This is a genomic window from Kibdelosporangium philippinense, assembly GCF_021390435.2.
Lineage (GTDB): Bacteria > Actinomycetota > Actinomycetes > Mycobacteriales > Pseudonocardiaceae > Kibdelosporangium > Kibdelosporangium philippinense.
Genome location: NZ_JAJVCN010000001.1, coordinates 959,507 through 973,997, shown reverse-complemented (window position 1 = coordinate 973,997; position 14,491 = coordinate 959,507). Strand labels below are relative to the sequence as shown.

The following is a 14,491-nucleotide window of genomic DNA, read 5'->3' as shown; positions in this document are numbered from 1 at the left end:
CTTTCCGATGACCATCAGCGTCATTCCGGGCGCAGCACGAGGTTCACGTCGAGCAGTTCCGCCCGCGGTGAACCATCGGCGTCAACCAGTCCGATGTCGCATTTGGCATGGTCGATGTGGACCTGTTTGGCCCGGACGACGCACCGCATCGGCCCACTCGCCGGACCTTCTCGGTGCAACCGGTATTCGCCGACGGACATCGGCAGCGCGGCGCCGCCAAGGACCTTTTCGGCCCAGAGCAGCGACAGCTGGAGGCAGGCGTCCGTGGCCGCGGGGTCAGTCCGCCACACCGTGCCGGTCAAGCCGGTCCAGCCCAACGCCTCCAGGCCTACGACGTCAGCGATCGCTCCCAAGCGCGAGACGCCGTGCAGCGAACGGATCGCCTGGAAACGTGGGCCATGGAACAGGACGCGCCCGTCGTAGATCTCCGTCTGGTCGACCGGTTGGAGATCTGGTGGAGCGGCCCAGGCGGTCATCGGCCCGGCGTCCACACCGCCAAGGTGCACGGTCGCCCGGTAGTGCGACCTGCCATCCTCGCCAAGCAGTTCCATCCTCAGCTTCGGGCCGTCAGCGGTGCAGCGCACAGCGAGACGTGTGCCGCTGTCTTCGAAGCGGTTCAGGCTGATCTTGCGCAACACACTGATGTCGCGAATCATCGCCGTGTGCTCCCGTGGGCGTGACTCCCGTGCCGCTGCCGCGAACCACTCCATCACCATGGCCACCGGTACGACCGGTGCACCCGCGATGGTGTGGTCGGCCAGGTACGAATGCGTCCGCGCGCTCAGCCGGATCTCTGCCTCCATGGCACGCTGACGGGCAGCCCCCAACAACTGGCCGTCAGTGTCACCAGGCGCGATGACAACCTGGGCCTCGCCCGGTTGGCCACCGAGTTCGGCGACGAACGCCTGCGTTCCGGCGGCAACCGGGACCAACGGCACCTGAAGGCCGCGGAAGTGGCGCTCAACCTCCGGCGTGACCATGCCGCCATGCCACGGTCCCCACGCGATCGACCGGACCACACTGCCCGGCCGTTTCACCGCCTCAGCACTCGCGACCTGGTTGAGCACCTCGTTCGCCATCGCGTAGTCGCTCTGGCCGGGGTTGCCATAGCGTGCCACCACCGAAGAGAACACGCACAGCACGTCGAGCGGATCGTTCTCCGTCGCGTCCAGCAGCGTAAGCAGGCCGACGACTTTCGTGCCGAAGACTTGCTCGAACTGCCGCACGGTCTTGTCCACGACACGTTTGTCCGCGAGGACACCGGCTCCATGGATGACGCCGGTGATCGGTCCCCAACTCTGCCGTACCTCATCGAGCGCCACGGCCAATGCCTTGCCGTCCCTGACATCCACCGGGACGTACCGCACTTCCGATCCTGCTCGCGCCAAGGCCGCGAGCGTGCCCCGGATCTCACGCGCGGACCTGAGCGCCTCGACCAGCGAACCCACGTAGGCAGGAGCCGGCCGCTGCCCGGTCCGTCGCAGCTCGAGTTCGGTCACGATCTGCTTGAGCGAGGCGTCGTCCGTGACGCCGCGCAACTCGTCGGGCTCGTCGAGCAACGGCGTGCGTCCGATGAGGACAAGTCGCGGCTGGTACCTCTCGGCGAGGGCACGCAACGACGCGGCCGTCACCCCACGCCCGCCACCGGTCGCCACGATCACGGATTCCGGCCCGATCCTTGGCGTGCCAACGGATTCGACGCGTGTCTTGACAAGTTCCACAGTGGTCCTGGTGCCGTCCGCACGCAGGCCCACCTCCAGCGTCGACCCACCGGCGAGGAGTTCGCGCACGATGTCCTCCGCGATCGCCGAAGCCGTCCGGCCGCCGCGCTCACAGTCGATCGCCTTCACGCTGGCGGTCGTCCATTCCTGAGCAACGGTCTTGGCGAGCGCGGCAACGCCACCGAGCCAAGCACGGGTCGGCTGTAGACCGCCGAGCCCGAAGTCCCCGCCGGTGTCCTGCACGGTCACGAACACGCCACCGAACTCCTCGAAACACCGCGCCACCGCCGACGCGGTGCGGAACGCTTCGACGTTGACCGCGAGAGCCTGCTCCTCGGAACCGACATCTCGCAGGCCACCGAGGAAGATCACACCGGCGACATCCGGGGCGACATCGGTGACGACACGGGCGGACAAGCCGTGTGCGGTGAGCCGCTCCACCACCAGGTGCGCGATACCGCCACCGTCATCGGTGACGGCCAGCGGGCCATCGCCCAGCCCGGCCATCGCCAAACCCGATGCCTCGGCGACCACCGTCCGCACAACGGTCCGGTCGAGCGACGACACACCATCGGTGTGGGTGGCTTCCTTGAGCTTGTCGACGATCTGGCCGATCGTGCGCAACTTGCCGAGCTCCATGGCGTCCACATCGGGCAGGCCCGGCACCTTCTCCCGCAACGCCGACAGGATCTCCACCCGCTTGATCGAATCGATCCCCAGATCGGCTTCCAACTCCATCCCGGCATCGAGGATCTCCGGCGGATAGCCCGTCTTGTCCGCGACCACCGACAGCAGCACCGACCCGAGGTCCACCGCTTCGGCGTCCACTGTGTCCACTGGGGTCACGGGATCCGGAGCCGTGAAATTTCCGGTTGGCGCGGCCCGCATCGGTTGCACCGGTGGCGTGATCGCGAAATCCGGCACGGACGAATCGGTGCTCATACTCGATCCTGCAAGCAGGTCATCGGCGCCGATGCTCGACCCCACAAGCGGATCTTCGGTGCCCGGCCCGGCGAGCAGATCGTTTGACGTCTGCGGCACCCGGTCGGGCGACTTCTCGTTCGCTGTGACTGCCGCGCCGAGACCTCCTGCCCATGTGTCGGCAAGTTTCAGGAAGGCGACGTGGCTGTCGGCCATCGCCCGCTGATACGCGGCATGCGCGTCCATCGTCCGGCGCGCGAGATCCTCATGAACACGCAGCCACCCATCACCAACGACGTCGGTGCCATTGCTCGACCCGGCAAACGGACCTACAGTGCCGATGCTCGACCCCGCGAACTGGCCTTCAGACCCCGCAAGCAGGTCTTCGGTGCCGATGCTCGACCCCGCAAGCGGGTCTTCGGTGCCGATGCTCGACCCCGCAAGCGGGTCTTCGGTGGACCGTGGCGGATTCGGCGGAGGCAGCGCATCCGCACCGTCGGCCGGGGGATATCGGCGATCGAAGTTGGCACCCGAGATCTTCACCACCGCCTTGGACTTCGGCGCTTCCTGACGTCGCACAGGCGGCGCGTAGCCAGCCCACAACGCGTCCAGATTCATCGCCATGCCTCGCGCGCAGAGCAGTCCCAATGCGTCGTAGAGGCTCGTGACACCGTTGCCGCCCTTGCGATCGAGACTCACCGCCGTGTGCTGGCGGTCACCGAGTATCTGGCCGACCAGTCGGGTGACCGCGGAACCCGCGCCGATCTCGATGAACGTGCGCACCCCACGGCAGTACATCGCTTCGATCTGGTCGACGAACCGCACACCGGACGCTAGGTGATCCGCGATGCGGTGGCGCACGGCGTCCGGATCCGACGGGTACTTGGCGGCATCCGCGTTGCCGTACACGTCGATCTGCGGACCACGGATGTCCACATCGGACAAAAAATGCCGCAACGGGCCACTCGCCGCCATGACCAACGGGCTGTGAAAACCGGTCGCGGCGTTGAGTCGCTTCGCCAACAGCCCTGCCTTGGCGAGCTTACCCTCGAAGATCTCAACCGCCGAAGCAGTGCCCGACACGACGACCTGTCGCGGCGCGTTGTCGTTGGCCACCCACAGTTTCTCATCACCACAGCTGGCGATGACCGCCTCGACATCTTCGCGAGATCCGGAAACGGCCACCATCATACCGGGGACGGCCGCCGCGTCACGCATCAGCTCACCCCGGCGTCGGGCCAGCCGTACCAGGGTTTCCTCGTCGAACGCCCCCGCGACGTACAACCCGACCAACTCGCCAAAGCTGTGCCCTGCCACGCAATCCGACGCCAGCCCAAGCCCGCTCAGCACATTGAGCAACGCCAAGCTCGACACCGCAAGGGCCGGTTGAGCCCACTCGGTCGCCGTCAGCAGCCGTTCCTGCGCCTCCCGTTCGAGATCGGTGAAGGCGGGAATCGGGAAGACCACCTCGTGCAACGGCCGGTCGCCGATGCCGATCGCGGCCGCCCAGTCCCAGACGGCGCCCGCCGCGGGGAAGTGCATTGCGACGTCGGCACCCATACCGGTGTACTGGCTGCCCTGACCGGGAAACAAGAACGCGATATCGCCGAGTGCCGTGGGGCCGGCTCCGTAGTGCAGTCCACTCAGTGTGGAGAAGGAAGCGCCCGGGTTGTTCTCGATCAGCATGACAGCTTGCTCGAGCCTGCTCGCGAGTTCCGCGGTATCGGTTGCGACCACTGCCAGTCTGACGTGATCGTCGTGGTGGAACGTCCGCTGTGTCTCCCGCGCGACCCAAGCCAAGTCGTGCTGCCGAAGATCGCCGTTGCCGATGCCACGAGCACGGTTCACGAGTTCCGTGACAGTGGGCGCACTGATGAGCACGAGTTCAGCGGGCATCGTGCGGGTGCGTGACGCCGGGACGCCACCCCCACTCCTGGTTCCGGGGAGGTATTCCTCAAGCGTCACATGGAAGTTGGTGCCACCGAAGCCGAAGCTGGACACCGAGGCCCGGCGTGGATGCGTCGAGCCGCGTACCCACGGGCGGGCATGCGTGTTGAGATACAACGGACTGCTTTCCATGCCCAGCTCGGGATTCGGGCGCTCGACCTTGAGCGTCGGCGGAAACACCTTGTGCTGCAAGGCGAGCACGGCTTTCAGCATGCCAGCCGCACCGGCCGCGCCTTTGGTATGGCCGACCTGGGATTTCACCGATCCGAGCGCGCACCACCGGCCTGCCCGGCCGGTCTGTTCGAACGTCGCGCGCAGGGCGGCGAACTCGGCCGCGTCGCCCGCTTTGGTACCCGTGCCGTGTGCCTCGACGAGCTCGACGGTTTCCGGGCCGTACCCGGCCACCTCGTACGTCCGGCGCAGCGCCCTGGCCTGTCCCTCCGGCAACGGCGCGTAGACCGCGGTCGCACGGCCGTCCGAGGACGAGCCGATGCCGCGAACGACCGCGTAGATGCGGTCATTGTCCCGTTCGGCGTCCTCCAATCGCTTGAGCGCGAACATGACCAGGCCCTCGCCCAGTATCGTGCCGTCCGCGGCATCCGAGAACGGCCGGCAGTCTCCGGTCGGCGAGAGCGCCGGTGTCTTGCTGAAGCACATGTACATCGAGATGTCGTTGAACGCGTCGACGCCACCGGTGATCACCAGGTCGGACCGGCCGAGGGCGAGTTCGTTCACGGCACTGGCCACCGCGGCGAACGAGCTCGCGCACGCGGCGTCCGCGGTGAAGTTGGTGCCGCGCAGGTCGAACTTGTTGGCGATCCGGCCCGCGACGACATTGCCGAGCAGCCCGGGAAAAGTCGCTTCCTGCCACGGCACGTAATGGCTGGCGATCCGATCGCAGATCGCCTGTGCCTCGGATTCCTCGACACCACTTTCCCGCAACGCCTTGAGCCACACCGGACGTTCGAGCCGAGCGGCCATCGTGGTGAGCAGTTCCAGCGCGCCGAGGCCGAGGATGACGCTCACTCGTTCGCGGTTCATCGCGGCGAGGTCGCCGCCGGTCGCGTCGGTCAGCACCTGCTCGGCCACCATGAGCGCGAGCAACTGGCTTGTGTCGGTGGCCGCCACGGTGTTCGGTGGTATGCCGTACGCGACCGGGTCGAAGTCGATCGGTGGGAGGAAAGCCCCTCGACGGCTGTAGGTCTTGTCGGGGGCTGCCGGGTCCGGATCGTAGTAGTCCTCGACCAGCCAATGTGTAGGTGGGACATCGGTGAGCAGGTCACGCCCTTCCAGCACGCTACGCCAGAAACCTCCGACGTCCGTTGAGCCCGGCATCAGGGAGCCGACTCCTACGATGGCGATGGGCTGCTGCCGGACATGACCGAAGACCTGCTCGCAGGGTCGAGCATCGGCGTCGAAGACCTGCTCGCAGGGTCGAGCATCGGCACTGTCGCCGGACCTCATCTTCATAGTCACCTCGGGAAGTGGGTGTACCGGTTCAGGCAAGCGGGCGCGGTGTGAACGCGAACGCGGCCGCCGGCATGGGAACGCCGTAAGTACGCAACTGATGTGCGCGAGTGATCACCGCGGCCCCTTCGAGGAGGTTGCGGGCGATCTGCACGACAGATCGGTTCGCCGGCTCGGCCAGGAAACTGCCGGCGGTCCACCGGTTGAACGCGCCCATCGCCGGACCACACCAGATCTGGTAGTCGGTACGGCGGGACAGCTCGCCATCGATGGCCCAACGACTGGACTTGCCCAGATACCAACGGAAAAGCAGTGCCATCCGGTGTTTGGGATCACGCTCGGCCTTGGCCAGCTCCGCGGGATCACGCCGCTGCCAGAAACCGGCTGTTTCCGCCCAGATCTCGGCCATGGGAGCCCGCAGGATGTCCCGTTCGAGCTTGCTGCGGATTTCCGCCGGGATCCGCTCAAGACTGGGATGGTTTCGGTAGATCTCGTAGAGCTGGGCGGCACGGCTGGCGAACAGGGTGCCGCGGCGCAGCACCTGCAGCCGGATACCCAGCTCGAACATGTCCGCGGCCGGCGCCATGCCCACGTCGGCCAGGTCCGCCTTGGCGAGCATGCCCTTGGCATCGTCCGACAGCCCGGCCTCGACCGACGCCTGGTTCACCGAGCCGGTCACGACGTACGCGGCACCGAGGGCGAACGCGGCCGCGACACTGTCGGGTGAGCCGAGGCCGCCCGCGGCGCCGACCCTGATCGGGCGGGCATAGCGATACCGACGGGCCAGTTGGTCTCGCAGCGAGACAATCGCCGGCAGCACCGTCATCAACGGTCGGTTGTCGGTGTGTCCCCCGCTATCGGCTTCAACGGTGACGTCTTCGGCAACCGGCACTCGCGCCGCCAGCTTGGCTTCGTCCTGCGTCAACTGTCCTCGCGCCACCAGCACGTCGAGCAGTTCGGCTGGCGCGGGCGACATGAACCGCTCGGCGACTTCGAGGCGGGAAACCTTGGCGAACAGCTGGGTGCGACGTTCGATCCGTCCACTATGGTCGGCCCGGAGGCCGGTTGCCGCACACCGCACCACAGCAAGGGTCAGCCCCATGAACGCCGACGCTGAGATCCGTGGAACTCCGCGGCGCACGAGCAGGTCGGCGACCCGCTCCTCGAATTGCGGCTCGCCCGGCGAGTGGATCAGGTTCACACCCCAGTTCGAACCGCCGCCCACCTCGTCGACGAGCTCGTTGACGGCCCGGTCGACACGTGCGAGGTCCAAGCCCGCGGCACCGAAGAAGCCGAGCATCTCCGCGCGGGCCATCTCGATCACCATCCGCGTTGTGGCGATGCCGTTGGCCATCTCCCCTGCCACATAGGGAAAGCGCGTACCGTGCGTGGTACAGAAGGACTGGCTGCCGAGCCACTCCGGATACAACGGCGGCAGCATGCCGACGATCTCCTGCCGATCATCAAGCACCGGCGGATCCCCCAGAGCGACACCCACACACGCGGCGGAGGTGTCCGCCACGATGTGCAGCGGCTCGCGGATCTTCGCCACCGCCGCGGCAATCCCCTCAGGACTGAACTGCGCCCTCGGTCCACCGGTGGGCTGGCGGTCTACCTGTGCTTGCTCGATAGTCGCGAAGCCGGTCACCGCGCGGCATCCATGCCACGCACGTCCTGCCGGGCCGTCGGGAACACCCCGATTGTCGTCTTGGCCGCGTGGATCTCGCCGCTGAGGTAGGCACGACGGCATGCCGAACGGCGAATCTTACCGCTGGTGGTCTTCTTGACCGTGCCCGCTGTGCCGAGGACAACCGCGTGACAGGTGATCTGGTGATCCTCCTGGACACGCCGGCGAACCCCGCACAGGATCGCCTCCAGATCCTCCGCGTCCAGCCGCCCCTGGCGAACCTCGACGAACAGCACGAGCCGCTCGTCCGACGAATCGTCGTCATCCGGCGGGACCGAGAACGCGGCGAGCCCGCCCGGCCGGACAAAGGGATGCGCCTCGCGCGCGCTGTCCTCGATGTCCTGCGAGTACCGGTTATGGCCCCGCACGATGATCAGGTCCTTGTGGCGGCCGGTCACGAACAGTTCACCGTCGAAGAAGAATCCGAGGTCACCAGTCCGCAGGTATTCGCGCGGTGGGTGCTCGCCATGGCACCTGGCCCGGAAGACTTCGTCGGTCTCGTCGATCAATCCCCAGTAGCCGGCCGCGTTGGTCGGGGAGTCGACCCAGATCTCACCGACGTGCCCGGGCGGGCACGGCCGACAGGTGTCCGGGTCCACGATGCGCGTGTACGCCCCCGGCTTGGTGACTCGCCCACAGCTGAAGTAGCTGGCCGAGGGTCGATCCGAGGCATCGTCGAGCGGCACGGCACAGCCGGCCTCCTCGAGTTGTTGTTTGTCCAGTCTCAAAACGGTTCTGCCACCCACGGACACCGACACCGAACACTCCGCCAGCCCGTACCCGGCATAGAACGCGTCCGGCCGCAGCTTGCTGTCGGCGAAGGCATCCAGGAAGGTACGAACCGTCGCCGGGCGTACCTGCTCGCCGGCCGAACCGACCAGCCGCAGCGAGCTCAGATCCCAGCTCCGCCGCTGCTCCGGCGAGGTCTTGCGGACCAGCAACTCGTACGCGAAGTTGGGGGCCGCCGTGTGGGTCGCCTGGATCCGTGAGATCACCTCGAACCAGATCGCCGGCCGCTTCATGAAGGTCAGCGGCGACATCAGATGGGTGTTCAGGCCGTTGCCCACAACGGTGTTGAGGATGACGGTGATCAGACCGAGATCGTGGAAGTGCGGCAGCCAGAACACCCCTCGGGTATCCGGTCCCAGGTCGAGATCCACGGCGTTGGCCCGCATCTCGTGCCAGAGGTTGCCGTGGGTGATGATCACTCCCTTCGCGGACCCGGTGGACCCGGAGGTGTACTGCAGGAACGCGGGAGTGTCGGCGGTCGCGGGCGTGTGCCAGGCTGCCGGCGTGGCTGAGCCCGGTTGGCAGCGATCGGTCTGGTACCACGGGATCTCGGGCCAGCGAACCTCGCCGGTCGCGTCAGCCAGGCTCAGCGCCCGATCAAGGTCGGTGTTGGACAGGACGACCCTGGCGGCGCAACTGTCCACGATTGTGCGGAGGGTGGCCATGTCGTGCTTGAGCTTGAACGGATTGGGCGGGCACACCGGAACCGGGAGCACGCCCGCTGCCAGACACCCGAGAAACGCCTTTACGAAGTCCAACGAGGGCATGTAGACGAGCACCGCGCGGTCTCCCGCCTGGACGCCCCACGACCGCAGCGACTTGCCGATCCCGTCGGCGGCCGCGGCGAGTTCGCCGACGGTGAGCGTCTCGTGATCCCTGCCCTTGTCATCGACGAAAGTGAAGAGAACCGCCTCAGGATCGGATTCGCATAGCCGCCGAAATGCCGAGACAATCGAGCCGGTTTCTTGGACATCGTCTCCGCATTTCTTTCGCGCCGTCGAGACCAAGTCCACTCCAATTATCGTCGGAATATCCGGGATCATGACGACACAGTTTGCGTGGCGACCGGGGGCCTGAAAAAGTGGCCACGCAGCTGGCCCCCTCCCGAACACCATTGGCACAGTGCCGCGTCGCGGAAAACAACCGCAGTTCAGGGCCGCGCGATTGGCCACTTTCAGTGCTTCCGTCGGGTCAGCACACTGACCAAGGTCATGTGACTGGAAAGGATTTTCCGCGGACCTGCTTCCTCGAACGCCAGCTGGTGAAAGGACCGCTGTGTCTTCTCACGCCCATATCGTGTCCACGGGCACCGCGCTTCCGGGTGAGCCCGTCGACAACGAATCCATCGCCCGCAAGTTCGGCACGGATGCCAACTGGGCCGAGGCGTTCATCGGCACCAGGCAACGACACTTCGCTGTGGACCTGAACACCGGTCAGGTCACACACACCCTGGCCGACCTCGGTGCGCAGGCTTGCGCGCAAGCCATGGCCAGGGCCGATCTGGAACCGCGAGACGTGGATTTCCTCGTGCTCGGCACGTCATCTCCGGACGCGCTCATGCCCGCGACGGTGAACCTGATCGCCGATCGGCTTGGGATCGACCAGGTGTCCACCTACCAGCTGCAGTCGGGGTGCGCGGGTGCGCTGCAGGCGCTCGACCTCGCCTGCCGGCTACTGGACGAGGAGCACCTGATCGGCGTGGTCGTCGGAGCCGACGTCTGTGTCAAACACCTTGTGCTGGACCAGAAAACGAATTCGGTCAGGCCGGCCAGCCATGTTCTCTTCGGCGACGGTGCCGGTGCGGCGGTGCTGGCGTCCGAACTGGTGCCCGGTTCCATCGCGGTGCGCCGAGTGCTCAACCGGTACAGCGGGCTCAGCCGAACTCCCGGTCAGGTCGTCCGCTGGTTCGGCGCGGCCGACCTCACCCAGCCGGAACAACCCGTCGAACAGGACCACAAGGCCATCGCGCAACGAGTGCCGCTCCTTGCCCGGCAGGCCATGCGGGAGGTGCTGGGAATGGCCGGCTGGTATCAGGCATCCGTGTCGTACCTGCTGCCGCCGCAACTGTCTGGCCGCCTGCCGCAGCGCGTGGCCAACGCGCTCGGTCTGACGGATGTGACAGAGATCAGCTGCGTCGCGGACGTCGGCAACGCCGGTAACGCGCTGCCGTTCTTCCAGCTCGACCGGCTACACGATCGGATAGTCGCCGAGGAGCGGGCGATCGCGATCGCGATCGAACCGAGCAAGTGGATCAAGACCGCCGTCGCCCTCGAAGGGATGTGACTTGAGCTCGCGGACACCGACGCTGGTGTGCGTCCCGCACGCCGGTGGTGGCGCTTCGGCCTTCCGGCCGTGACGACGGCATGCCAAAACGAAGATCCACGTCTCGCACATTCGTATCGCGACGAGCCTCACTGCCATGTGCGATTCATGTGTTCGGCGGCGAACACGTTCCTGGTATCGGACGAGAATTCCGGGTTGCGATCCGAAGTGTTCGCACTCCTTGGGAATGTCACCCATCCGGACGCGACCCGGTCGCAGTAACGCAGGAGCCAGCCGTCCGGCCCCTTTCGGCGATGGCGCCATCTTCTCCAGAATCACCGAGCCAAGAACAACAACGAAAGGCAGAAACCAGCGTGCCTCGAATTGCAAGGGTCGTCCTCACGTCAATGGCCGTAGTGGCCATCCCCCTCGTCGCCGCGGCGCAGGCGAATGCGGAATCGCGTCCGCCGCAGCCGGTGGCGTCGAGCCTGCATCTCGACTTCCGGGTCGACGGTATGCGTGCGGGGATCCACGTCGATCGCCATGGCGTGTCCCAGTGGTTCTCCGACAAACACCTCGGAATCAAGCAGAGCGCCAGTATCGGCTGCTGACGACCCTAATGGCGCGTCTCGAAACGTTCGCCGGGTTTCTCGACGGCCCAGCTTCCCGCTGGACGCACCGGCCAAAGGCGCCGGTACAACCCGGTACAGGCACCTTCGTCCGGCACGCCCAGCGAAAACCTGGATCCGCCGAATAAACCCAGCAACATTCCGAGACACACCACTAGAACACGGACAACCCAGCGCGGCTTCGACCGATGGGTGTCGGCCGCAAGCAGTCGACGTGCCGGCCGTTACCCATCGGCGAACGGGAAAGGGCACCATGAGCGGCACCCAGTTTCTGGAGCGACCCGGGGGGACGCTCGCCTACTCCGTCGCCGGAGCAGGACCACTTGTCATTTGTTCTCCTGGGGTTGGTGATCTCAGAAGCACTTTCACCGACCTGGCTCGCCTACTCGTCGCGGGCGGCCTCCAGGTGGCGACAGTCGAATTGCGGGGCCACGGGGAGTCGAGCACCGACTGGCCGTCCTACACGGAAAGCGACGTGGCGGATGACCTGCTCGCGCTGTCGAAAGAGCTGGACGACCGCCCGGCAGTGTTGCTGGGCAGCAACTTCAGCGGTCAGGCCGCGGTCATGGCGGCGGCCAAAGCACCTGACTCCGTTGCCGGGATCGTCCTGAGCCGGGCGTTCGTCAAGGGCACACCGTACAACCCCATGGCAAGGGCGATGACGAGCCTGGCCGCGGTGCCGGGGCTTGGCCGGACGTTGTGGATGTCCCACTGGCCAACGCTGTTCGCCACGAAACCAGCCAACTTCGAGCAGCGGCGCCACGAACTGGCTGACAGTCTGACCGGACCGGGCCGGTTCGAGCCAGTCCGCGAAATGCTCAAGAGTGATCACATCGCCGAGCAGGCACTCCCCGACGCCACCTGTCCCGCACTGGTGGTCATCGGCGACCGTGACCCGGACTGTCCGGATCCCGCCGCGGAGGCAGTCGCCACAGCCGATCGACTTGGCGGCCCGGCGACCGTGCTCGTGGTGCCGGACGCAGGCCACTATCCGCACGCGGAGGACCCCGAGAGGGTCGCCCTCACAGTCGTCGCCTTCGTACGGGACCTCGTGCAGGCCCACTGAATGATCCGCGGAAAAACGGGACGGCTTGGTTCGACGGGAAAACCACGTCGAACCAAGCCGTCCCGGCAAATACCCGGTGGTCCGTCACGCGACCCGGCGCACTAGACCGTATGTCCAAATTGGACACGATAGTCGTTGTCCGCCCCAGGCAACGGATTCCGAGGGACCGAGTTGGTCACGGTATCTCCTCGGTGTCCACGTGACCGAGGTCTGCTCTCGGCGCGAGTGGGCTGAGGTGGAACACGACGCGCGCCTCCACCTCACCGACGTTGCGCAGGCGGTGCCGGACGTTGCGTGGCACCAGTACGCCCTGGCCAGCGCACAAAGTGATCGGCTCGTCGTCGAGGTCCAGTGCCACATCACCGCAGACCACGTATTGGAACTCGTCGGAGTACGGGTGGTAGTGCTCGGTGATCCGCTCGCCCGGCTTGAGGATCGCGACGCCGAGAAAGCCGGTCGCCGCCCCGACCGTGCCGGGTGTGAGCAGCAAGCGAATGTCGCCACCTCGCTTGGTGATGGCGGGTACGTCATCTATACCGATTACACGACGCACATTCGTGGTCATCCAGAACTCCTCGGCCGGCCGTGCCAGTGCACACGACCGCCAGGCAGCTGACGAACGAGATGGTGTTGGTGCACTGGGAACCGCTGATCAACACCCTCTCCCGGTTGGCTCCAGGAGGAGCTCACCATGGCGCGAAACACCCGCGAATCGATGACCGCGCACAGGATCGCTGCGTTGATCGTGCCTCGACCGGCCAGTGGCGAAAAGCGGCCAGTCAGCTGGCCCCCCGGCCTGGCCGCTCATCCGGTGTTCTCGGTGCCGGGCGTTGTTCCCCGTCGGCCCCCGATTCGCGTGGCGCCTGGGCCTCCGGCTGGTCCGCGGGCGGCGACGGGGCGGGGACCAGCCCGCGAAACGCGGCCTGGAGCCCGGCTTGGAACCGGGTCCGGACGCCGAGGTGTTCGATCAGCGCACCCAGTCTGCGCTGAAACGTCCGGTAGGACAGGCCGAGCTGCCGAGCCACCGCCTGATCCGGGAGTCCCGCCGTCAGCAACGCGATGAGCCGGGCGTCCTCGGGGGTGAGCGAACGAGCACCTGCCGACGTCGCCGTTGGCGAGAGTATCGGCAGCGCTGTCCGCCACAGAGCCTCGAACAACGCGCTGAGAGCGTCGAGCATCGCGGAGGGATGGACGGCGACGACACTGTCGATCATCGTGGGATTGGACTGCAGCGGCAGCAATGCGAGACGACGATCCGACAAGATCAACTTAAGCGGCGCTTCCGGTATCACTCGCGCCTCTTCACCCATGGCGATCGCCGGTTCTATCTCAGCCTGGACGCTGCGGGTCGCGAGCCCCGCGATGTCGTACAGCGCGCGATAGGCGATCCCTCGCCGTAGCATCTCCGCCTCGACCGGGGCGAGCACGGCCGGGGCAACGGCGTACGGATGTTTGTCGATGAAACGAATCTCGTTGCTGGTACTCCGAACGATCTGTTCCACGAGCTGAGCGACCGCTTGCTGACCGGAGACGACCTCGACCAGTTCGGCCGGCTCTCGTCCTGCCGCCGTACGGATATAACGACCAGCGAGTTGTTCGACATACAGCCGAGCACGCTTGATTTGCTCTTGCTGCTCGAGAAGCAGCACCTCCAGCGCGACGTCCGGTGCGGTGGCGGTGAACTTGGGCGGTACCGACGCCGTGCTCTTCAGAAGCCCGAGTGACAACAGCTTCTCGAGCACCTTACGCAGGCATGCGTCATCTATCTCGAGCCGTCTGCATATCTCGTCGAACGAGGCCGGCGGGTTATCGATGACCAACTCGTAAACGGTCTGCGCGGTGCTATCAAGACCAACTATCTCAAGCATGAGGTGATCCTCTTGCTGCACATCGGTCGGAGTAAGGACGAACTTCGGCGAGCAATCGCCACTGTCCAGCATCCGCCACGCTTTCAACCATTGGATTCCTTCACCATCGCGGGTCGGCGGGACAACGTGGCGAT

The 14,491-nt window shown here is 66.1% G+C and carries 8 protein-coding genes; 3 read left to right on the top strand and 5 right to left on the bottom strand.

Annotation, left to right across the window (positions count from 1 at the left end; translation table 11 throughout):
* Positions 1-20: 20 nt before the first annotated feature.
* From LWC34_RS04630 to LWC34_RS04620, 3 genes are read right to left on the bottom strand one after another with little or no spacing between them, the layout of a single operon-like run.
* Positions 21-6,053 (bottom strand): type I polyketide synthase, encoded by a 6,033-nt coding sequence (locus tag LWC34_RS04630; RefSeq protein ID WP_250109433.1) that lies wholly within the window; start codon positions 6,051-6,053, stop codon positions 21-23.
* A gap of 34 nt (positions 6,054-6,087) precedes the next feature.
* Entirely contained in the window at positions 6,088-7,704 is a 1,617-nt protein-coding gene (locus tag LWC34_RS04625) for a PfaD family polyunsaturated fatty acid/polyketide biosynthesis protein (RefSeq protein WP_233723150.1), read from the bottom strand.
* A complete protein-coding gene (locus tag LWC34_RS04620) occupies positions 7,701-9,545 on the bottom strand; it encodes a fatty acyl-AMP ligase (protein ID WP_233723149.1) in 1,845 nt (614 codons plus the stop codon). Before LWC34_RS04620 ends, LWC34_RS04625 begins: the two co-directional genes overlap by 4 nt.
* 283 nt (positions 9,546-9,828) lie before the next feature.
* Here LWC34_RS04620 and LWC34_RS04615 point away from each other — a divergent pair, with 283 nt between their 5' ends.
* The 3 genes from LWC34_RS04615 to LWC34_RS04605 all read left to right on the top strand — a co-directional run bounded on the left by LWC34_RS04615 (position 9,829) and on the right by LWC34_RS04605 (position 12,489).
* Positions 9,829-10,815, top strand: coding sequence for a 3-oxoacyl-ACP synthase III family protein (locus LWC34_RS04615; protein ID WP_233723148.1), 987 nt, complete (start codon positions 9,829-9,831; stop codon positions 10,813-10,815).
* A 386-nt stretch (positions 10,816-11,201) separates the two neighbouring features.
* Positions 11,202-11,405, top strand: coding sequence for a hypothetical protein (locus LWC34_RS04610; protein ID WP_233723147.1), 204 nt, complete (start codon positions 11,202-11,204; stop codon positions 11,403-11,405).
* On the top strand, positions 11,338-12,489 hold the full coding sequence (locus LWC34_RS04605; protein ID WP_308199964.1) for an alpha/beta fold hydrolase: 1,152 nt from the start codon (positions 11,338-11,340) through the stop codon (positions 12,487-12,489). Before LWC34_RS04610 ends, LWC34_RS04605 begins: the two co-directional genes overlap by 68 nt.
* Before the next feature lie 175 nt (positions 12,490-12,664).
* Here LWC34_RS04605 and LWC34_RS04600 read toward each other — a convergent pair whose 3' ends face one another.
* Both LWC34_RS04600 and LWC34_RS04595 read right to left on the bottom strand, forming a co-directional pair.
* Complete coding sequence (locus LWC34_RS04600) at positions 12,665-13,054, bottom strand: cupin domain-containing protein (RefSeq protein ID WP_233723145.1); 390 nt, start codon at positions 13,052-13,054, stop codon at positions 12,665-12,667.
* Between the two features lie 214 nt (positions 13,055-13,268).
* A complete protein-coding gene (locus LWC34_RS04595; protein WP_233723144.1) occupies positions 13,269-14,357 on the bottom strand; it encodes a helix-turn-helix domain-containing protein in 1,089 nt (362 codons plus the stop codon).
* Positions 14,358-14,491: the final 134 nt, after the last annotated feature.